Origin of the sequence: Oceanotoga teriensis (genome assembly GCF_003148465.1) — a bacterium.
Taxonomy (GTDB): Bacteria; Thermotogota; Thermotogae; order Petrotogales; family Petrotogaceae; genus Oceanotoga; species Oceanotoga teriensis.
Genome location: NZ_QGGI01000004.1, coordinates 111,897 through 132,982 on the forward strand (window position 1 = coordinate 111,897; position 21,086 = coordinate 132,982).

Sequence of the window (21,086 nt, forward strand, 5' to 3'; positions counted from 1 at the left end):
ATATGAATTTTAATGAACTTTTGGAGTTACTTTATGAAAAAAAAGCAGGTAATATAAAAATAAAACTTGGTTTAGAAAGAATGAAAGCTTTAATAGATAGAATGGATAATCCTCAATTTTCTTATAAGGTTATTCATGTAGCTGGAACAAATGGTAAAGGAAGTATTACTAAAGCTGTTTCTGATATGCTTATATCTCAAGGGTTTAAAGTTGGAACTTTTATATCTCCACATCTCATAAAGATAAATGAGAGGATAAGTGTTGATAATAAACTTATTGAAGATGATGAACTTTTAGAGTTATACAATCAAATGTCACCTATATTAGAAAGTTTAGAGCATTCTGATGAAGATATGTCACCATCATTCTTTGAGATAATTACTGCTATGGCTTTGAAGTATTTTAAAGATAAAGAGGTAGATGTGGCAGTTATAGAGGTTGGACTTGGTGGAAGATTAGATTCTACAAATGTTGTCAAATCTGATGTTTCTGTTATTTCTAATATTCAAAAAGATCATACTAAAATACTTGGAGATACCCTTGAAGAGATAGCTTTTGAAAAAGCTGGAATTATAAAAGAAGGGAATTATGTTGTAATAGGAGATATAAATGGTAGTCCAAAAGAAGTTATAAAGAAAAAAGCTGAAACTGTCAATGCAGAATATGTTTTTGAGATTAATAATAATTTTAAATATCAAAATCCAAGATATTCTATGGATTGGAATATGATAGATTATTATGGTTTAAAACTTGAACTTAAAGATCTTGTTTTTAAGGCAAATGGTGCATATCAGCCACACAATGTATCTGTGGCTTTAGCTACTATAGAATCTTTTTTTCTCAAAAACAATTATAAAATAGATCTTGAAAAACTTAGAGAAAGTTTAAAAGAATTTTCATGGAATGGTAGATTTGAATTAATCGAATATAATGGTAAAAAAATAATTCTTGAAGGAGCTCATAATATTGAAGGAATAAAAATGTTGAAAAAAACATTAAATTTATATACTCCTTTTGGGAATAAAGTTGCTCTTGTTGGAATACTTGATGATAAAGATATTGAAGATATGGTTAAAGAAATTCCGAGTTCTTTTGATAAAATAATTGTTACATCTATAGAAAATAATAGATCTATAAATCCACGAAGGATACAGCAAGAAATGCAAAAATATTCATCTTATCCTATAGATTATGTGGAAGATACATCGGAGGCTTTTAAAAAGCTTCTAAATGAAAGAGCAGATTATTATTTTGTTACCGGTTCTTTATATTTAGTTGGACAAATAAAAAGCTTTTTAAATTGTCAATAAAGGAAGGTTTTTATGATTAAAAAAATAAAAGGAAAAGTTTTGAATATTGAAGATGAATTTATAGATATAGAAATAGGGCCTCTTACAATTGAGGCCTTTCCTTCTTATAGAATAATGAAAGATTTAAAAGAGGGCGATGATTATAATTTTTATGCAAGTCTTGAAATTAATGAATGGAATACATCTTTTTATGTGTTTAAAGATGAAATAGAAATATCGGTTTATAAAGCGTTAAAAACAGTTTCAAAAATAGGACCAAAAACTGCTGCGAGAATAACTAAAACTAATGATGCAGAAAATGTTGCAATAATGATTTCTTCAGAAGATGTTAAAGGTCTATCTAAACTTCCTGGCATAGGGAAAAAAACAGCGGAAAGGCTTATTTCTGAATTAAAAAATAAATTTGATATCGGAAAACTTGAAAAAGCCGATAACAGTATTTCAGATTCTGTTGATGCTCTTGAAGCTCTTGGTTTTGATAGGGCGATTATTATTAAAAACATTAAAGCTTTAAATTTAGAAGATAAAAGTACTGAAGAAATAATAAAAATTTTATTGTCTAAAATGTGAGTTATGAATTAACAATTCGGTACTAATCAGTAACTTTATTTAAAGATATAAATGTTAACATGGAGGTGTACAATGAAAGTATTAATTTTAGCTGCTGGCATGGGTACAAGGATGAAATCTAAAAAGCCAAAAGTTATGCATGAAATAATGGGTAAACCTATGTTAAACTGGGTTATTGATACATCTAAAGAATTAACTAATGATATTGCGGTAGTTTTGGGGCATGGAATTGATAAAGTAAGAACTATTTTAAATGATGATGTTGAAATTTTTGAGCAGAAACAAACTTTGGGTACAGGCCATGCTGTTATGTCTGCTGAAGAATTTTTAACTGGAGAAGAATTATTGATCCTTTATGGAGATGTGCCTTTGATATCTTTAAAAACATTAAAAAATTTGATATCTAAGCATAGAAAAGAAAAAAATGATGCAACTTTATTGACAGTAGATCTTGAAAATCCTTATGGATATGGAAGAGTTGTGAGAAACAAAGATGAATTTGAAAAAATAGTTGAACACAGAGATGCCGATGAAAAACAATTAAAAATAAAAGAAATAAATAGTGGTATAGCTATTTATAATATAACAAGTCTAAGAAAAGCATTAAAGCAGATAAATTCTAATAATTCGCAGGGGGAATATTATCTAACTGATGCTTTTTTATATTTTAAAAAAGTGGGTATTTTTAAGACAGACAATAAATATGAAGTTTCGGGAGTTAATAATAGAGTTCAATTATCAGAACTTTCTTATATTGCAAGAAAAGAAATTTTAAATAATTTAATGCTAAATGGAGTTACTATCTTAGACCCAGAAAGTACATATATAGATAAAGAAGTCAAAATAGGTTTTGATACAGTCATAATGCCACAAACATATATTTTTGGAGATACAACAATAGGAGAAGATTGTTGTATAGGACCTATGACAAGGATTAATTGTTGTAAAATAGGAGATAATGTTAAAGTTTTGAGATCTGAATGTGAGAAGGCTGAAATTTTTAATAATGTATCTGTTGGTCCTTATAGTAGGATAAGAGAGAAATCTATTATAGAAGATAATGTAAAAATAGGAAATTTTGTAGAAACTAAAAAGACTAAAGTGAGTAAAAACTCGAAAGCCCAACATTTATCATATCTTGGTGATGCGTGTATAGGAGAAAATGTAAATATAGGTGCGGGAACAATAACCTGTAATTATGATGGAAAAAATAAATTCAAAACAAATATAGGTAAAAATTCATTTGTTGGAAGTAATACATCTTTAGTGGCACCTGTAAATGTTGGAGAGAATTCTATAATAGCTGCAGGATCAGTTATTACAGAAGATATTCCTGATTCTACTTTGGCATTTGGAAGGGCCAGACAAATAAATAAAGTGGGAAAGCTTGAAAAAGAAAGAGAGAAGGGAGAGTAAGAAATATGTCTTTAGTTGGGCGTTCTGAGATGAAAGTTTTTACTGGTAATTCTAACCTGGCTCTTGCTAATAAAATAGTTGAATACATGGGTACCAGATTAGGAGATTGTGAAGTTAAGAAGTTTGCAGATGGAGAAATAAATGTAAAGATAAATGAAACTGTTAGGGGTTATGAAGTTTATATAATTCAGTCTTTATCTAATCCTGTAAATGATAATCTTATGGAACTTCTTATAATGATTGATGCACTAAAGAGAGCATCAGCGGCTTCTATTTCTGTTATAATTCCTTATTATGGATATGCAAGGCAGGACAGAAAAGCAAGAGGTAGAGATCCGATAACGGCAAAATTAGTTGCAAATTTATTAACAACAGCTGGTGCTGATAGAGTTGCTACGATAGATCTTCATGCCGAACAAATTCAGGGTTTTTTTGATATACCTCTTGATAATTTATGGAGTTTCCCAGTTTTTGCAAATTATTTTTTGGATGAAGCAAAAATAAATCCAGAAGAGTATGTGGTTGTATCACCTGATGTTGGCGGAGTTAAAAGAGCAAGAAAATTTGCTGAAAAAATTTCTGCACCTCTTGCAATACTCGATAAAAGAAGACCTAAAGATAATGTTGCTGAAATAGTTAATGTTATAGGTAATGTAGAAGGTAAAAAATGTATTATTTTTGATGATTTAATAGATACAGGTGGATCTATAGTTGGTGCAGCTAATGCATTATATGAAAGTGGTGCAAAAAGTATAACCGCATGTGCAACTCATGGCGTTTTTTCAGATGATGCAAAAGAAAAAATGCAAAATTCACGTCTTGATAAAATTGTTGTTACAGATACAGTATATCATAATGAACTGCCAGAAAAGTTTAAAGTATTATCAGTTGCACCACTTTTTGGTGAAGCTGTTGTAAGGATAAGAAAAAATTTGTCAGTTAGTATTTTATTTAGATAAAACTTAGGAGGTAAAGACGATGGCGAGAAAATATAATCTTGAAGTAGTCGAAAGAGATTTAAAGAAAAAAGCAAATGTATTGAGAGCAGAAGGATTTGTACCTGCTGAAGTTTATGGTCCTGCTTTGAAGGAAAATAAACATATAGCTATTGCTGAAAAAGAAATGTCAAGAATGTTAGAAAAAATAACAGAAGCTTCATTAATTGATTTGGATTTTGGAAATGAAAAAATAACAGTATTTTTAAAAACAATTCAAAGACATAAAGTTTCAGATAAGCCTATTCATGCTGATTTTTATATTCCAGCTGAAGGACGTAAGATGACATTAAATATTCCATTTGAAGTTGAAGGAGATCCAATTGGTGTAACAAGAGATAATGGAGTTATGGAAGTTGTATTATTCGAAATACCTGTTGAAATTCTTCCAAAGGATGTTATTGAAGAAATAAGAATAGATGTTTCAAATTTAGAAATAAATCAACATATAACAGTTGCTGATATTGCTGAATTAATACCTGAAAATGCAAAAGTTCTTCTTGATGAAGATGAAGTTCTTGTAACAATCAATAAAAAAGTTGTTTCTGTTGAAGACGAAGAAACTGGTGAAGAATCAGCTGAACCAGAAGTAATCGAAGAAAAAACAGAGGAATAATGAAAAAAATAATCATTGGATTAGGTAATCCGGGTCCACGTTATGTTTTTACAAGACATAACGTGGGCTTTTTAACAGTTGACAGATTCGTGGAACTTAATAAAAGGTATATAGATTATAAAAAAATATCAGCAAAGACTTTTGAAGGATTTGAAACTAATGAATATGTAATTGTTAAACCAATTACATATATGAATTTATCTGGTCAATCACTTTTTGAACTCAAAAAAAAATATGGAGAAATAGAAGCACAAAATATTATTGTTGTATATGACGATGTAGAACTCGATTTAGGAAAAATGAGAATAAGGCCAAAAGGATCTGCTGGAGGTCATAATGGCGTTAAATCTATAATAGGGGCTTTAAATTCAGATGATTTTGCAAGAATAAGAATTGGTGTCAATAAAAAACCACCATATATGGATTTAGCAGATTATGTACTTTCTGAATTTTCTAAAAATGAATTAGAAAATATTTATAAAATAATAGATCCCGCTTGTGAAGCCCTGGAAGAGCTTTTAAATGAAGATGTTCAAAATGTTATGAATAAATTTAATGGTAAAAATTTTTTGGACGCTTGATATTTTATTGTTGAATTTATGTTATAATTATTACATATAAGATTAACAATTAAGCGGGAGTTAAAATTATGAGATTTAAAAATATTTTTAATAAAACAGCAAGAAATATGACATTACAGAATATCTTTCTTGTTGTTACTATAATATTGTTATGGTTTATATTGATATTTTTTACTGGTAGCAAGGTTAGAAATATTTCTAAAAATAATATTAATTCATTTGATTATGTTATTGATGTTTATAAAAGTAATTTTGATTATTTATTTAAAAATGATATTGGACAACTTCCAGATATTTTTAATGATATTTATATTTTAAATGATGGAGAAGAAAATAAAAATTTTGTTTTTAATAGAAGTATTTTTGAAACTCTGAATAAAGAAGATTCTTTATTTTTACATGAAGATAAATTATTTTTGTATTTCAATTATACTGATAAAACAGTTGTAGCAGAATTGAACAAGGATAATCTTATTTTTGAAAATAGTCATTTTTTTTACATTTTGAATGAAAATAATGATATTATTATTGGAAATAATATGGATCATGAAGTTAAAATTGGGAGAAATAACTTAAATTTTCAGAAATTTAAATTTTATTTTAATGAAATAAAAAAAATAAATAATTTGTTTTTTGTAACATCTATAGATATTTCTTTAGAGTCATATATAATTATTTTTTATACAATATTATCTTTTGGATTATTATTTTGGAATATAAGAACTAAATATAGATCTTTGAAACTTCTTGGGGATTTTGAGACAGAGTTTTCTCAAATAATAAGTAGTATAGAACTTCTTTTAAAAGAATTAAGAAATTTTGATAATCAAAGTATTTCAATAATACCTGAAGTGAAATTCGATGGTATTCTTGATAATATTAAGAATAAAGAATTTAAATTCGAAGGATTGAAAGAATTAAAAGAAGTAGAGGAAATAACCTTAAAAGAATTTATAGAATTACTTGAAAATTTAAGTGCATCTTATGAAGAGATAACATCTTCAAATGATGAACTTGAAAGTCTTTATAGAGAACTTGAAAAGACATATAATAAACTTGAAGATACGTATATTAATTTTTCTAAAAAATTGTCTAAAATAGCTGAAAAATATGATGATATAACTGGTAAACATATTGAAAGAGTTGCAGAATACTCTGTTTTTATAAGTCAACAATTGAATATGAATACTTCTTTTACCGATAAAATTCATTATTTTGCCCCTTTACATGATATAGGGAAACTCCTGATAGATAAAAAAATTTTGAATAAAGAAGGAAGATTGACAAAAGAAGAGTTTGAAGAAATGAAGAAACATACTCTTTATGCAGCTGAAATTCTTGGTGATGATGAAGAGTTTGAATTTGCAAAAAATATAGCTTTGTACCATCATGAAAAGTATAATGGCAAAGGTTATCCTTTTAATAAATCTGGAGAAGAAATACCTTTAGAAGCAAGAATTATATCTTTGGCAGATGTTTATGATTCTTTAAGATCTCCAAGAAGTTATAAACCTTCTTTTTCGCATGAAAAAGCTTATGATATAATTGTAAATGGAGATTGGAAAACATCGCCAGATGATTTTGATCCTAAAATAATGAAAATTTTTAAAGAAAATCATGAAAAATTTAATGAAATATATGAATCATATAAAGAAGACATTTAATGTCTTCTTTTTTAATTCTATTTTTAAAAGTATCTTGAGTATGATAGAATAATTATATAAGATGATTATTTTAAATAAGGCAATAGGTGATATTATGGATGATTATAAAAGAGATAAAGTAATGGTTTTTAATGATACAGGAGAAGAGATAAGGGTCGCTTTGTTAGAAAATAATATACTTTCTGAGATCTTCTTTGAAGATATAGAAGCGGATAAAAATTCTGGGAAAATATTTATAGGAAGAATAGAAAATGAAGTTACAGGCCTTGAAGCTTTTTTTGTAAATATAGGCATGAAAAAAAATGGTTTTTTAAGATTTAAAGATCTTGTAGGATTACCCAATGAATACAAACGTGGTGACAATGTTATAGTACAAGTTAGAAAGGATGGTAATTCAAGAAAAGGTCCCCAACTTTCCATGCAAATAAATATACCAGGTAATTACACTGTTTATATGCCTTATGGTGAGGGAAGTATTGGTATATCGAGAAAAATAACAGAACAAAGTGAGAGGGATAGAATAAGAGAGATAGCTGAAGATATAATGTATGAAACTGAAGGTTTGATTTTTAGAACTAATTGTCAAGGAATTGATAGGGAAACCATAAACGAAGAGGTACTTAAGTTAAGAAGAATAATGCATAAGATTTTATTAGATTATAAAGATTCAAATAAACCGGGACTTCTTTATTCTGAAGAAGATTTTGTTGATTATGTTCTCAGAGAAAGATTAGATTCAGCTGTTTCAAGAATAGTTATGGATTCTAAAGAATTATATCTTAAAATAAGGAGAAAAATAGATAAAATAGATTTTTCTCCAGTATTGGAATTAAAAACAAAAGATTCATTTAATTATTATGATATATATTTACAAATAAATGATATATTTGCCAGAAAAATAGATTTAAAAAGTGGTGGAACCATAACAATAGATAAAACTGAAGCTATGACTGTTATAGACATAGATTCAGCGGGAAATATAAAAGGTGAAAATATCGAAGAAACTTCTTTTTCTACAAATATGGAAGCAGCTCGAGAAATAATGAGACAATTGAGGTTAAGAAATATAGCAGGTATCATAATAGTTGATTTTATAGATATGTACAATGAAAAACATAAACAAGCTATAATAGAATTAATATCCTATGAATTAAGAAAAGATAAGGCTAGAGTTACTATAGTTGGATTTACAGAACTTGGACTACTTGAGTTGACAAGGAAAAGAACAAGTCCTTCAATAGATTCTTTAATATATACTCCTTGTCCAGTTTGTCATGGTACAGGAAGAGTTTCAGCCCCATCTGTAGTTTATAATAGGATGATTCAAGAAGTTGAAGATTCTTTAAAAGAACTATCAGAACATGATATAAAACAAGTTTTAGTCAGTATTCATCATAATTTGTCTGGATATGTCACTCCAGAAATAAAAGCAAAACTTGAAGAAAAGACTGGTACAAAGATTAAATTTGAATTTAATTGGACAGATCCAAATACATACAATATAAGATATAAAAAATAGGTGATAAGATGAAATTTATTAAAGGTATTATTATTATTATTTTAGTTTTTATAGCAATTATGCTATTTATAAGTGTTTTTAATGTTTTTAATTCTAAGAATTATAGATCTCATGAAAATATAACCTCTAAAACGGCTTATGAAAGACAAAATTTTGTCGACTATATACAAAACCCAGATATAATAAAAAATGTTTCTAATAGTTATTATTTTAAAACAATTCAGGACAAAGGAATTGTTTTTAATAAAGTAAAAAATATAAACAATGAGAAATATGCTGTATTGGGGTATGGAGATAATAATAATTTGTTATATGAATTTGATATTGAAGGAAATATTCAAAAAAAGTTTTTAATAGAAAGTGGATATGTTAGATTTTATGATTTTGCTTATAAAAATGGAAGTTATATATTTGTAGGTGAAAAAGGTCAAAAACCTTATATTTTGAGTATAGATTCAAATGGAGGAAAGACTTGGTCTAATATATTTCAAAAAGATGGTAGATTTTATGTAGTGAATTCCACACTTGATGGATTTATCGTTGGAGGATATTCTAAAAAAGATGATAATAGACAAGCTTATATTGCAGAGTTGAATTCTATAGGTAATAAAATTTGGGATTCGGAATATGGTAGAGAAGATGCCGAAGAAATAAAAGATATATATGTAAATCCTAATTATATTGTTGCTGTTGGAGTTACAAATTCTAATCCTAAAAAACAAAATGATATATTGATATTAAAATATAGCCGAGAAGGTGTTTTAAAGTTCGATGGTGAGTATGGGAACTCTATTTATGATGAATTTACCACATCTGCTATTATAGACGAGAATAACAAATTATATGTGTCTGGATACATAGTTCCAGAAAATCAAAGTACATGGAAACCATTTTTGTTAAAAACTGTTTCTGATATAGAAAGAGATGGTCAGGTAAAACCAGAATTTTTTGAGACGAAAGCCGTTCAAAATTTATCAAGAATATTAGAGATGAAGAAAATAGGAGAAAGAATTTATACGGCTGGATTTTCAGTTGAAAAATGGCCAGACTATGATGGATTTATAAAAATAATGAATTTAAATGGAAATCTTATAGAACAAAAAATATTTGGCACAGAAAATGAAGATAGAATATATTCTTTTGATATTGCAGAAGATCATTCTATAATAGCTGTTGGATATCAAAGTGCTGGAAACACTGTTTATCCGCTGATTTTAAAGACTGACTCTAATTATAGATTGCCTGGATATGAGAAATGAAACGAAAAAGAAAAAATAATTAAGGTACTCGTTACAACTTGTAACTTGACAGATTTTAATTCTTAGGTTATAATAAATATCGGTTAGCGAATGAAACGAGCGAAACAAAAGAAACAAGCTTCAAGTAATGAAGTTAACCACTATGCAGTGACCCGCTAGCTCAGATGGTAGAGCATTTGACTTTTAATCAAAGGGCCCTGGGTTCGAGTCCCAGGCGGGTCACCATTTTTTTATATCTAAAGGGCGAGAGTGGCGGAATTGGCAGACGCGCTGGACTTAGAATCCAGTGGAGTGATCCGTGTGGGTTCAAGTCCCACCTTTCGCACCAAAGCATGCGGAAATAGCTCAGCGGTAGAGCACTTGCTTGCCAAGCAAGGGGTCGCGGGTTCAAATCCCGTTTTCCGCTCCAAAATAAACGAAAGCATAATTGCTTTCGTTTTTTTATTTTATTTTTTATTTCACATAATTTCACATAATTAGAACATTTTTCTGCCAATCTTTTTTTTTATAATATAAATGAAAATAAAAGGAGGCGGATTTTATGAAGAAGATTTTATTAGTTGGTGCTGTTATTGGATTAATAAGTTTATTTGCATTTGCAGGTTATATGGGATATAAAGGCGATTCAAGGAATTATGGTGATTTTGATAAAACATTTAGTTATGGAAGTAGATCATGTCATGATTATTATGATAATTCATATGGCAGAAATATGATGAATGATGATAGAAGGTATGATATGAGAAATAATATGGGATATAGAAGTGATGATAGAAGATATGATATGAAAAATAATATGGGATATAGAAGTGATGATAGAAATTTTAATAATTATTCGCATATGAAGAATAACTCTTATAGTGATTTACTCGTAGAGAAATATTTACCAGAAAGATTAGATGAATACAAAGATTTAAAAGAACAAAAGATTTCATTGATGGAAGAGATGAGAGGTTTAAGATTTAGAGATTATAATGATAATTATAGAGGATATCAACATATGGAAGATTTAAATATTGCTTTAGATAATGATGATGATGAACAAATAAAAAATATTTTGAATGAAATGATTAATGAACAAAAAGAAAGAATAAAAGATATGCAAGATTTTTTAAATGAGAATAAATAATATATAATAGAAGTAAATTAATCAATGCTCAGAATTTAAAATTCTGAGCTTTTTGAGGTGATAGTATGAACTATAAAATTTATCTTCTTGAAGATGAAGAAAATTTAAATACTATACTAAAAAGTTATCTTGAAAAAGAAGGTTGGGAAGTTAAAAGTTTTTTAAAAGGATTTGATGCTGAAAAATATATAGAAGATAAACCAGATTTGTGGATACTCGATATAATGTTACCGGATACTGATGGATTTGAGTTTATAAAAAAAATAAAAAATTTTGATAATACTACTCCCGTTATTTTTATATCAGCGAGAGACACTCAAATAGATAGAGTTGTTGGCCTTGATATGGGATCTGATGATTATCTTTCAAAACCTTTTATGCCGAGAGAACTTATTATAAGAGCAAAAAATCTTTTAAATAGAGTTTATGGACATAGCTTAGTAGATAAAATTATAGATCTTGGAAATATAAAAATAGATCCATTAAAAAGAATTATAATAGATTCCGGAGTAGAAATAGAATTAACTTCTAAAGAATTTGATATGGTTTATTATTTATCTAAAAATGCTGGAAATGCTTTTTCACGTGAAAAATTATTAGATGAGATATGGGGAAAAGATTATTTTGGCTCAGATAGAGTAGTTGATGATTTAATAAGACGGCTCAGAAAAAAAGTTATTAATTTGAATATAGAATCAATATATGGATATGGATATAGAGTATCTAAATCATGATAAAAAATAGACTAGGTTTAAAAATTTGGATAAGTTTTACATTAATAATAATATTAATATATATTCTTATGGCTTTTATGAATATAAATTCTATAAGGAATTTTTTTACTGAAGAAGTTTATAAAGCTCTTGAGGATGCTCAAAATTATGTTATAAACAATGATATAAATATGCATGATATGATGATGGGAAATCAAATCAGAGGCTTTCAAAACATAAGAAATGTTCAACATGTTATAATAGATAATTATGGTAATATAAGTTCTTATAAAATGATGGGTAATAGAAATTTAGAATATAATAAATTTTTTTATAAAATTTGGGATAAGATTCAAAAAGATAATTATTCGAACTTTGGGTATTTGAACAATGAAAACAATAAAATTTATTATAAAATTTCAAGAATAAAAGAAGGTTATCTCATATCTTTTACTCCTGATACATATAAAAAAGAACTTGAATTTTCCCTTTTTAGAAGACTTTTGATAGGGGCTTTGATATCTTCTATTATAGTTTTTTTTATTTCTTATATTTTATCAAGATATTTAACTGTACCTATTTTAAAACTTGAAAAGACAGTTTCAAAAATCTCTAAAAGACAGTGGGAAGAAGAAGTAAAAGTTAAAAGAAATGATGAAATAGGAGATTTAGCAAATTCTATAGAACTTTTGAGAAAAAGATTGATAGAAAATGATGATTCTCAACAAAAGTCTTTACAGTATATTTCGCATGAATTAAAAACACCTTTAATGGTAATAAGAAGTTATACACAGTCTATAAGAGATGGTATATTTCCAAAAGGAAATCTTCAAAACACTCTTAATGTTATAGATGAAGAAATGGATATTATGGAAAAAAGAGTTAGAGATCTTATCTATTATTCTAAACTTGATTTTATAAGTAAAAACCAAAAAGAAAAAAGTATTTATAATATTTCAAAAATAGCTTTTGAAGTTTCTAAAAGATTTGAAAATATGAATGAAAATATAAAATGGATTTTTGAAGCTAAAGATATAAATTTTTTAACTAATGAAGAGCAAATAATAGTTTTATTTGAAAATATATATGAAAATCAAATAAGATATACAAAAACTTTCATTAAAACACTTATAGATGAAGATAAAGATAATATATTTATTATTGTAGAAAATGATGGAGAAAAAATAAAAGAAGAAAATGAGACTTTTCTTTTTGATGCTTTTTATAAGGGAAATAAAGGTAAGTTTGGACTCGGTCTGTCCCTTGTATATAGAATAGTTAAACTTTATGGTGGAACGATAAGTATATATAATTCATATAATGGTGTGAAATACGATATAAAAATAAAAAAATGAGCAGTTCATATGAACTGCTCATTTTATATTGCACATTCTACAAAACCTATTCCTATTGATCCAGGACCAGAGTGGGCTCCTATAACAGCTCCAAGAGTGCCAGAGTATATTTTTATATCATCAAAAGATTCTTTCAAAAGTTCTATTATGTAATTTTCATCATTTTTACATAAAGCTTCTCTTGTACATATTATAAGGTTCTTAGGCTCTTTAATTCTTAATAGAGCAATTTTTGTCATCGTATTTAAACTGTTTTTTCTACCTCTAACTGCCTTTACCGCTTTTACTTCTCCTTCGACAAATTCTGCTATTGGTTTTATATTTATTATTTTTCCTAAAAATGCAGTAGCGCCGCCTATTCGTCCACCTTCTTTCATATATTTAAGGGTTTTAACAGAAAATAAGGTGTTCATGGTGTTGAGTGTTTCTTTTGCTTTTTTTACTACTGTTTCATACTTGAAATTATTTTTTATCATTTTTGCTATTGATATTTCCAGTGCAGCCTGACCACAAGTACAGCTTTTAGAATTTATTACTTCTATATTTGAATCTTTATATTTTTCTAAAAATTGTTTTTTTGCTATATTGGCATTTTGAAAACTTCCAGAAAGTTGTGGAGATATTGTTGTTACTATGATATCTTTATTGCCATTTTTATAAGATTTTTCATATCTTTCATACCAATCATTTATATTTGGAGCAGCTGTTTTTGGTATTTTCTTAGGATTTTTTTCCATTCTTTTAAAGAATTCTTCATCAGATATATCAATGTTATGTCTATAAAAATTAACATCATCAAAAGTTATATAAAACGGTATTTTCAATATCCCAAACTCTTTCACTAGATTATCAGGAAGATTACTTGCAGAATCACATATTTGACCTATACTATTTTTCATAAAAACCTCCCCCTTTAAAATATCTTTTTACTCTATTATAACATTTTATTTCTGAATAAAAATGTTCAATTTATATACTAAAGTTTATTTTTGAATGAAAAAGTTAATTTTATAATAATGATAATTAAAATAAACATTAATTTAATTTAGGCTTACTTAGTCTTAATTATTATGATATAATATTTTTGTGATATAAATTTTATTTTTAGTGGGATACTTGGAGGGAATTTTATGCAAATTGGTCAAAAACTTTTATTATTATTTATTACAATCATGGTATTTATGGGAATAATATTTACTGGATTATTGCTGTATTCTTTGCAATATTCTTCAAATACAGTAAAAGATGATCTCATTGAGGGAATATTGGAAATGAGTGAGAATGTTATAGAAAGTAAATATCCAGGGGATTGGGTTATTAAAAATGATGTTATTTATAAAGGTGATGTAAAGATAAATAAAAATCAGGAATTTATAAACAGTTTAAAGAGCGATAAATTTTATTATTCTTTTTTTGCAGAAAATAAAAGAATTTTAACCAGTATAGAGAATGTAGAAAATCAATTTCTCGAAGATGATATATATCAAGAGGTTTTGAAAAATGGAAATTATGATGTAAATATTAAAATTAATGAAATTAGTTATAGAGGAACTTATAAATTACTTAGAGATAAAAATAATAGAGCTATAGGAATATTTTTTGTTGGAGCAAGAAATGATGATTCTGATAAAATAATGAAATTTGATAGAAACATGGCATTGATAATAATTTTGATTTTAGTAATAATAAGTAGTGTTATATTTTATTTTTATGCTAGAAAAAATATAACTTTACCTCTTCTATATTTATCAGAACAAATTGTTTTATTTGGTGATGGGGACCTTTCAATAAAATTCAAACAGAAAACTAAAGATGAAATTGGTAAAATGGCTGGTGCTTTAAAGGCGATGACAGATAATTTAAGAAATTCTATAGAAGAAATAAAAGAAAATTCTAATGAAATTAATAATGCTTCAACCTCTTTACTTGGTATTTCACAAGAATCAAATGCATCTATAATACAAATAAGTACTACATTGAGTAATATAAATGAAAGCAGTATGCAAACATCGAACTCTGTTAATCAAATAAATTCTGGAGTTGAGGAAATAGCACATAATTCTGAAAGTATTTCAAAGTCTGCTCAAAGACTTTTAGAAATTTCTCAAGAAACATCTGATAATGCTTTAGAGGGAAAGAATAGTATAAGTCTAACTGTGAATACAATTGAAAAAACTGTTGAACAATCTTTAATAAACGAAAAGACTTCTAATCAATTGGGAGAATATGTTAATGATGTTAATTCTATTCTCATAAGTATAAATTCAATAACAGAACAAACAAATCTTTTAGCTTTAAATGCTGCAATCGAAGCTGCACGTGCAGGAGAAGCAGGAAAAGGATTTGCTGTAGTTGCAGATGAAATAAGAAAACTTGCTGAAGAGAGTAAAAAAGCTACTGAAGAGATAGCGGTTATTTTAGATAAAGTTCAAATAGGTACCAAAGAAGTAAAGAATTCCTCTACTAAAACAAAAGATCTCATTTCGGATATAGATAAAAATGCCAGAGTTATAGAAGATAAGTTCAACAATATAGATGAAAGAGTTAAATCTATAACTGATATGGTAGAAAATTTAACCGTTTCAAGTGAAGAACAATCAGCTTCTACAGAAGAAATAAGCTCAACCATGAATGAGATATCTGTTTCTGTTGAAAACATATGTTCTGAGATAGAAAATACAACAAATGCGATTGTTTCTCAAGCCAACAATGTAAGTAATCTAACAGATAATTCTGAAAAATTAAAACTTATGGCTGAATCTTTGATGAACTTTGTTAATCAATATAAAATATAATAAAATATAATAGCTTATCTTTAGATAAGCTATTATATTTTGAAATCTGATCTTTTAAAAACATTGTATGAAATAAAAGTTATTATAAAAGATAGAAAAATTATTATTATACTATTTGAAAAAAATATTTTATTATTTTCAACGGTTTCTATTAAAGGAATATATTTGAATATACTCATATAACTTATAAAATTTATAGATTCAAAGCTCTCTCCAAGAGTATTTCCAAAATACATAAATATTAATATTATCGTTGATACAGCTGTATTTACTGAAGATTTTTGAGATATTATACCTATGAGTGTTGATAAAGAATAAAAAAACAATTGAACTGTAAGTGAATAAAGTCCAAAACCAAGAAGTATTTTTACAGAATATTCTGTTTTTATAAAAATATTGAATAATAATAATGTATTTACTGTAAAAATTAAATTTAGGATTATTATATAGAAAATCCCAGAAAGTAGTTTTTGTATAAAAATAAATTTTCTTGAAACGGGTTTTGTAATTAAAAATTCTATTGTTTTAGAATCGAATTCTTTTACATATAAATTCGAAGATAAAAAGGTTGCAAAAAAAGCTCCGAGAAAATAAGTAAAAGTCATTCCTTCAGAACCAAAAATACCTTCAGCTTTAGAAAACATTTCTTTATTAAAATTAAATGTTTGTAGTAAAAATTTTGGGAATTTATCCACAAAATCCATTAAAGGTCCCATATTTTCGAGTAATTTATTTGTTATTGGTATATACATAAAACCAAAAAGAATAAATATCATTGCCCAAATAAAGAAATTCTTGAAATTATATTTTAATTCTTTTTTTATTAAAAACATTTTTTCACCTCTTATTTATAATATTCTATGAAAATATCTTCAAGTTTTGGTCTGTCAATTTTTATATCATCAAAACTACATTTTGAAAGTATTCCAAAAAAAATTTTCAGATTTTTATTTTTTATTTTAAATAAATAATCATTATCTTTAATTCTTTTATGATTATATTTATTTAAATCATTTATAAAAGTCAAATTAGATAAATAAATTTCTTTTATGGAATAATCTTTTAGCTCATCTATTTCAAATTCTTTTATAAGATTCCCTTCTTTTACTATACCAACACGATCACAAATTTTTTCAACCTCTGATAATATATGAGATGAAAAAAGAATAGTAGATCCTTTTTGTCTTTGTAATTCTATTATTTCATAAAGTTTTTGTTGCAAAATTGGATCTAAACCATTTGTGGGCTCATCTAATATTAAAAAATCTGGATTATGAACAACACTTTGAAGAATTCCAATCTTTTTTTTATTTCCCAAAGATAATTCTTTAAATTTCTTTTTTGTGTCTATATTTAATGTTTCTAATAAATATTTTTCATATTTTTCATCGTAATTAATATAAAAGTTTTTATTGAATTGTAAAAAATCATATATTTTCATTTCACCATAAAAATTGACTTCACCAGGTAAATACCCCAATTTTTGTTTTATTTCTTTATTATCACTTGGCAATTCATATTTATCAAAAAAAATATTCCCTTCATCTTGTTTTAATAATCCTATTAATATTCTCAAAGTAGTTGTTTTCCCAGCTCCATTAGGGCCTATAAGACCATAAACTTCACCTTTTTTTATTTGAAAATCAATATTTTCTATACCTCTATTTTTCCCATAATATTTTTTTAGATTTTTTACTTCTATCATTTTATACCTCCTTGAATTGTATATTTTCATTATACATTAAATTTAATATAAAAATTTAAAATGAGAATTATTTTAATATTTTTTTGATAATTTGTAAAAATAAACTCATTTTATGGTATAATTTTGTTGAATTAATTTTTATTTATAAAAACCTTTGTATAAAAGCTCTTTAAAGAGCATAATATAAGGAGGGTTTTATATGGAAGACAAGATGATAGTTGGAGGTTGGAGTGAGTTTAAAACTGATATTTCTGATGAAGAAATGAGTGTTTTCAGTCAATCTATGGAACATTTTGTTGGAGTTAAATATACACCAATAGCAGTTGCAACTCAAGTCGTAAGTGGTATGAACTATTGTTATTTTTGTAATGCAAAGGCTGCATATCCAAATTCTCCTAATGAAGCAGCTATGGTCGAAATATATAAACCTATTAAAGGAGATGCACATATAACTCAAATTAGAAAGTACATATTGTAGATAATAATTTAATTACATAATAATTTTTTAAGATCCAAGACTATACTCGATTATATTGAAGTATGGTCTTGGATTTTTAATTTGATTAAATCATAATATTGTTGTAAAATTATAGTGTATTATTAAAAGGAGATGATACCATGGAAAAAATTTCTGAGGATTTAAAAAAGAAAATTCTTGTATACCAAAAATATGAATTAACTGAATATTTAATATATAACAAAATTGCAAATAAAATCAAAGACGAAAAAAATAAATATGTTCTTAAATCTATAGCTGAAGATGAAAAAAAACATTATGAATTTTGGAAAAAATATACCGAAAAAGATGTAAAACCAAATTATTTTATGGTTTATTTTTATTATTTTATTTCAAGGCTTTTTGGACTTATTTTTGGTATAAAGCTTATGGAAAAAGGTGAAGAACAAGCTCAACTTACGTATGAAGATATTGTCGATAAAATTCCAGAAGCTATATCAATAATAAAAGATGAAGATAAACATGAAAATGAATTAATAAATTTGATTCATGAAGATAAATTGAATTATGTTGGTTCAATAGTCCTTGGATTGAATGATGCCTTAGTAGAACTAACTGGAACTCTTGCGGGTTTAACTTTTGCGTTGAGAAACACCAATATAATAGCGATATCAGGTCTTATAACTGGTATAGCGGCATCTTTTTCTATGGCTGCTTCAGAATTTTTATCTAAAAGATCAGATGGAGATGAAGATGCTTTAAAATCATCTTTTTATACTGGAATAGCTTATATTTTAACAGTTTTTTTCTTGATTTTACCTTATTTATTGTTAAAAAATTATTTTTTAGCTCTTTCTATAACCCTATTTATAGCGGTTCTAATAATTTTAATATTTAATTTTTATATATCTGTTGCAAAAGATATGTCTTTTAAAAAACGTTTTTTAGAAATGTTTTTTATAAGTATGGGAGTTTCAGCTTTTTCTTTTTTTGTGGGGTATTTAGTTAGAATAATTTTTGGGATTGATATTTAAAATTTAAATACATTTATTTTTTTATTTAATTTATTTGATATATTTTTTAATTCAGAAGCTTTTAAATTTAAGTCCAATGAATTTTTGTTATTTGTATCAGATATTTTTTCTATATCTGATATTGAATTATTTATAATCTCAAGTTCTTTATTCAATGAAACTATAATATCATCTATAGTTTTAGTTTGATTGTATTGTTCATTTGCCATTTGATTTAAATCAATGATATCTTCATTTAAATTTTTAGTTTTTAAAAATATAGAATTAAATATTTCTAAAGAATCTTCTAATATTTTTTTTGAATTATTCAATGAAATATTAGTTTTTTGAGTGCCTTTTTTTGAAATTTCACTAAATTTACGAGTTTTCATCAATATATTTGATATTTGTTGAGTTGCTTGTTTACTTTGATCGGCAAGCTTCCTTATTTCTCCAGCAACAACGGCAAATCCCTTCCCGGATTCTCCAGCACGAGCTGCTTCAATAGAAGCGTTTAATGATAATAAATTAGTTTGTTCTGTTATATTTTCAATGGTATATAATATTTCTTCTATTTTTAGAGAATTTTCAATCAATTTGTTTATATTTTGAGTTGATTTTTGTACTTCATCATGTATTCCATTTATATTTTGGCTTATATTTTGTAGATTGTTTTGACCTTTATTTGATAATTCCAAAAAATATAAATGTTCTTGTTTAAGATTTGAAGATGATTTAGACAATTTCTTAGAGTTTTGTGATAGAAAATTTTTATTTTTGTTTAATATATCTACATCTTTTGAAAATGAAAACACTCTTTCATTAACATTTTTAGATCCTCTTTTTAAATTTTCTGAATTTATTTTTAAGTTTTCTGACATATTATAAAGATTTTGAGATATATTATTTATATCTTTTGAATTAGAATTTATATCTAAAAAGGAATTTTTTAATTCTTTAGTAGTTGATTCGAGTGAATTAAATATTTTTGAAATTTCATCTTTAGTATTTATTTTAAATTCAGTATTCAAATTTCCATTTTTTAATTCTTTGATATTATTTTGTAGTTTTATTATGGGCGTTGAAATTAACTTTCCCATTATTATAGATATAATTAAAAAAACTATTATAGATATAAAAAAAATCATAATTAAAGAATTGTTTAATCTGTCCAAATCTTTGTAAAGAATATTTTTATTTATTGTAAGACCTAAAATCCAAGGGGAATCTTTAATCTTTTTTATCATTATTATATCTTCATTTGAATCTATTTTTTGTATTTTTGAATTATCATTCAGTATTATATTTTTATATGAAATATCTTTTATATTATCAAGCCATGCTGACCCTTTTCCTGATAGATTAATTTTTGAAACTATATTTTCAATTCTTTCAAATTTTATTGTAACACCATAAATACCGATTTTTTCTTGATTTATATCTTTTAAAATAAATATCATATCAAATAATTTTTTTTTAGAATCATTTAAATATATATTGCTTATATGAAAGTCTTGATTTTCTTCTATTATTTTTAAATGAGGAGAATTTGAATAAGAGGTTTCTCCTTCTTTTAAAGACCATCCATCCCCTTTTTTATCAAATATAAATATATTTTCATATATATCTTCTTTTTGCATTAATCTATTTTCAAATTCTCTTTCTATCATATCCCAAGTACCCATTATAGTGGCATCTTCGATGAGCCAATTATTTGTTAAATAACTTTGAATTTCATCTTTTAATCCATATATTAATGTATTTATTTGATTTGTAGATGCATTCATTATTTCAAAACTAAAATCAGAAGTTAAATTTTTTATTGTATTTGATGAATTTGAAGATATTATCAAGTATAAAATTATGAAGATTATTATTAAGGTAGAAGAAAACATTAAAATTATTTTATGGCTTATCTTTTTCATTGACCACACCCCTACAATATTAATTTATGAATCTATTTTAATATTATTGAAGTATGGTTTGAAT

At 25.9% G+C, this 21,086-nt stretch carries 19 protein-coding genes and 3 tRNA genes; 18 read left to right on the forward strand and 4 right to left on the reverse strand.

Annotated features, from left to right (window positions below; all coding sequences use genetic code 11):
- Positions 1-2 precede the first annotated feature (2 nt).
- From C7380_RS04150 to C7380_RS04220, 15 genes are all read left to right on the forward strand, one after another.
- Positions 3-1,310: a bifunctional folylpolyglutamate synthase/dihydrofolate synthase gene (locus tag C7380_RS04150; protein WP_109604222.1), complete on the forward strand. Its 1,308-nt coding sequence runs from the start codon at positions 3-5 to the stop codon at positions 1,308-1,310.
- A gap of 12 nt (positions 1,311-1,322) precedes the next feature.
- Complete coding sequence (gene ruvA, locus C7380_RS04155) at positions 1,323-1,880, forward strand: Holliday junction branch migration protein RuvA (RefSeq protein ID WP_109604223.1); 558 nt, start codon at positions 1,323-1,325, stop codon at positions 1,878-1,880.
- A gap of 72 nt (positions 1,881-1,952) precedes the next feature.
- Positions 1,953-3,296, forward strand: a complete 1,344-nt coding sequence (glmU, locus tag C7380_RS04160; protein WP_109604224.1) for a bifunctional UDP-N-acetylglucosamine diphosphorylase/glucosamine-1-phosphate N-acetyltransferase GlmU — start codon at positions 1,953-1,955, stop codon at positions 3,294-3,296.
- Positions 3,297-3,301: 5 nt separating this feature from the next.
- Positions 3,302-4,255: a ribose-phosphate pyrophosphokinase gene (locus tag C7380_RS04165; protein WP_109604225.1), complete on the forward strand. Its 954-nt coding sequence runs from the start codon at positions 3,302-3,304 to the stop codon at positions 4,253-4,255.
- Between the two features lie 19 nt (positions 4,256-4,274).
- Complete coding sequence (locus tag C7380_RS04170; RefSeq protein ID WP_109604226.1) at positions 4,275-4,907, forward strand: 50S ribosomal protein L25; 633 nt, start codon at positions 4,275-4,277, stop codon at positions 4,905-4,907.
- Positions 4,907-5,488, forward strand: a complete 582-nt coding sequence (gene pth / locus C7380_RS04175; protein WP_109604227.1) for an aminoacyl-tRNA hydrolase — start codon at positions 4,907-4,909, stop codon at positions 5,486-5,488. The genes C7380_RS04170 and pth overlap by 1 nt, the downstream gene beginning before the upstream one ends.
- A gap of 68 nt (positions 5,489-5,556) precedes the next feature.
- The gene (locus tag C7380_RS04180; protein WP_206050515.1) at positions 5,557-7,152 is read left to right on the forward strand and encodes an HD-GYP domain-containing protein; all 1,596 of its coding nucleotides are present in this window, start codon (positions 5,557-5,559) and stop codon (positions 7,150-7,152) included.
- Between the two features lie 94 nt (positions 7,153-7,246).
- On the forward strand, positions 7,247-8,671 hold the full coding sequence (locus tag C7380_RS04185; protein ID WP_109604228.1) for an Rne/Rng family ribonuclease: 1,425 nt from the start codon (positions 7,247-7,249) through the stop codon (positions 8,669-8,671).
- A gap of 8 nt (positions 8,672-8,679) precedes the next feature.
- Positions 8,680-9,930, forward strand: coding sequence for a hypothetical protein (locus C7380_RS04190; RefSeq protein ID WP_109604229.1), 1,251 nt, complete (start codon positions 8,680-8,682; stop codon positions 9,928-9,930).
- Between the two features lie 149 nt (positions 9,931-10,079).
- Positions 10,080-10,155: transfer RNA gene (locus C7380_RS04195), tRNA-Lys, on the forward strand.
- An 18-nt stretch (positions 10,156-10,173) separates the two neighbouring features.
- Positions 10,174-10,258, forward strand: a tRNA-Leu gene (locus tag C7380_RS04200).
- Positions 10,259-10,264: 6 nt separating this feature from the next.
- Positions 10,265-10,339, forward strand: a tRNA-Gly gene (locus C7380_RS04205).
- A 132-nt stretch (positions 10,340-10,471) separates the two neighbouring features.
- A complete protein-coding gene (locus C7380_RS04210) occupies positions 10,472-11,059 on the forward strand; it encodes a hypothetical protein (RefSeq protein ID WP_109604230.1) in 588 nt (195 codons plus the stop codon).
- 65 nt (positions 11,060-11,124) lie between these two features.
- Positions 11,125-11,793: a response regulator transcription factor gene (locus C7380_RS04215; RefSeq protein ID WP_109604231.1), complete on the forward strand. Its 669-nt coding sequence runs from the start codon at positions 11,125-11,127 to the stop codon at positions 11,791-11,793.
- A complete protein-coding gene (locus C7380_RS04220) occupies positions 11,790-13,127 on the forward strand; it encodes a sensor histidine kinase (RefSeq protein WP_109604232.1) in 1,338 nt (445 codons plus the stop codon). The genes C7380_RS04215 and C7380_RS04220 overlap by 4 nt, the downstream gene beginning before the upstream one ends.
- A gap of 23 nt (positions 13,128-13,150) precedes the next feature.
- On the opposite strand, the gene C7380_RS04225 is transcribed toward C7380_RS04220, so the two are convergent.
- Positions 13,151-14,026 (reverse strand): DegV family protein, encoded by an 876-nt coding sequence (locus C7380_RS04225; RefSeq protein ID WP_109604233.1) that lies wholly within the window; start codon positions 14,024-14,026, stop codon positions 13,151-13,153.
- Between the two features lie 231 nt (positions 14,027-14,257).
- Between C7380_RS04225 and C7380_RS04230 the strand changes: the two genes are divergently transcribed.
- Positions 14,258-15,922, forward strand: coding sequence for a methyl-accepting chemotaxis protein (locus C7380_RS04230; RefSeq protein ID WP_109604234.1), 1,665 nt, complete (start codon positions 14,258-14,260; stop codon positions 15,920-15,922).
- Between the two features lie 32 nt (positions 15,923-15,954).
- Here C7380_RS04230 and C7380_RS04235 read toward each other — a convergent pair whose 3' ends face one another.
- Both C7380_RS04235 and C7380_RS04240 read right to left on the reverse strand, forming a co-directional pair.
- Positions 15,955-16,755, reverse strand: a complete 801-nt coding sequence (locus C7380_RS04235) for an ABC transporter permease subunit (RefSeq protein ID WP_109604235.1) — start codon at positions 16,753-16,755, stop codon at positions 15,955-15,957.
- A gap of 11 nt (positions 16,756-16,766) precedes the next feature.
- Positions 16,767-17,627 carry an ABC transporter ATP-binding protein gene (locus tag C7380_RS04240; protein WP_109604236.1) on the reverse strand — a complete coding sequence of 287 codons (861 nt, stop codon included), beginning with the start codon at positions 17,625-17,627 and terminating at the stop codon, positions 16,767-16,769.
- A 199-nt stretch (positions 17,628-17,826) separates the two neighbouring features.
- Between C7380_RS04240 and C7380_RS04245 the strand changes: the two genes are divergently transcribed.
- The gene (locus C7380_RS04245) at positions 17,827-18,105 is read left to right on the forward strand and encodes a hypothetical protein (RefSeq protein WP_109604237.1); all 279 of its coding nucleotides are present in this window, start codon (positions 17,827-17,829) and stop codon (positions 18,103-18,105) included.
- 140 nt (positions 18,106-18,245) lie between these two features.
- Positions 18,246-19,118 carry a VIT1/CCC1 transporter family protein gene (locus C7380_RS04250; RefSeq protein ID WP_109604238.1) on the forward strand — a complete coding sequence of 291 codons (873 nt, stop codon included), beginning with the start codon at positions 18,246-18,248 and terminating at the stop codon, positions 19,116-19,118.
- Here the strand turns inward: C7380_RS04250 and C7380_RS04255 are convergent.
- A complete protein-coding gene (locus C7380_RS04255; RefSeq protein WP_109604239.1) occupies positions 19,115-21,022 on the reverse strand; it encodes a methyl-accepting chemotaxis protein in 1,908 nt (635 codons plus the stop codon). The genes C7380_RS04250 and C7380_RS04255 overlap by 4 nt on opposite strands.
- Between the last annotated feature and the right edge of the window lie 64 nt (positions 21,023-21,086).

Coding starts and splice junctions, on each gene's coding strand:
- C7380_RS04215 (WP_109604231.1), top strand. CDS start 11,125: ATGAACTATAAAATTTATCTTCTTGAAGATGAAGAAAATTTAAATACT.
- pth (WP_109604227.1), top strand. CDS start 4,907: ATGAAAAAAATAATCATTGGATTAGGTAATCCGGGTCCACGTTATGTT.
- C7380_RS04245 (WP_109604237.1), top strand. CDS start 17,827: ATGGAAGACAAGATGATAGTTGGAGGTTGGAGTGAGTTTAAAACTGAT.
- C7380_RS04255 (WP_109604239.1), bottom strand. CDS start 21,022: ATGAAAAAGATAAGCCATAAAATAATTTTAATGTTTTCTTCTACCTTA.
- C7380_RS04235 (WP_109604235.1), bottom strand. CDS start 16,755: ATGTTTTTAATAAAAAAAGAATTAAAATATAATTTCAAGAATTTCTTT.
- C7380_RS04225 (WP_109604233.1), bottom strand. CDS start 14,026: ATGAAAAATAGTATAGGTCAAATATGTGATTCTGCAAGTAATCTTCCT.
- C7380_RS04170 (WP_109604226.1), top strand. CDS start 4,275: ATGGCGAGAAAATATAATCTTGAAGTAGTCGAAAGAGATTTAAAGAAA.
- C7380_RS04220 (WP_109604232.1), top strand. CDS start 11,790: ATGATAAAAAATAGACTAGGTTTAAAAATTTGGATAAGTTTTACATTA.
- C7380_RS04230 (WP_109604234.1), top strand. CDS start 14,258: ATGCAAATTGGTCAAAAACTTTTATTATTATTTATTACAATCATGGTA.
- C7380_RS04165 (WP_109604225.1), top strand. CDS start 3,302: ATGTCTTTAGTTGGGCGTTCTGAGATGAAAGTTTTTACTGGTAATTCT.
- C7380_RS04150 (WP_109604222.1), top strand. CDS start 3: ATGAATTTTAATGAACTTTTGGAGTTACTTTATGAAAAAAAAGCAGGT.
- C7380_RS04250 (WP_109604238.1), top strand. CDS start 18,246: ATGGAAAAAATTTCTGAGGATTTAAAAAAGAAAATTCTTGTATACCAA.
- glmU (WP_109604224.1), top strand. CDS start 1,953: ATGAAAGTATTAATTTTAGCTGCTGGCATGGGTACAAGGATGAAATCT.
- C7380_RS04185 (WP_109604228.1), top strand. CDS start 7,247: ATGGATGATTATAAAAGAGATAAAGTAATGGTTTTTAATGATACAGGA.
- C7380_RS04210 (WP_109604230.1), top strand. CDS start 10,472: ATGAAGAAGATTTTATTAGTTGGTGCTGTTATTGGATTAATAAGTTTA.
- C7380_RS04240 (WP_109604236.1), bottom strand. CDS start 17,627: ATGATAGAAGTAAAAAATCTAAAAAAATATTATGGGAAAAATAGAGGT.
- C7380_RS04180 (WP_206050515.1), top strand. CDS start 5,557: ATGAGATTTAAAAATATTTTTAATAAAACAGCAAGAAATATGACATTA.
- ruvA (WP_109604223.1), top strand. CDS start 1,323: ATGATTAAAAAAATAAAAGGAAAAGTTTTGAATATTGAAGATGAATTT.
- C7380_RS04190 (WP_109604229.1), top strand. CDS start 8,680: ATGAAATTTATTAAAGGTATTATTATTATTATTTTAGTTTTTATAGCA.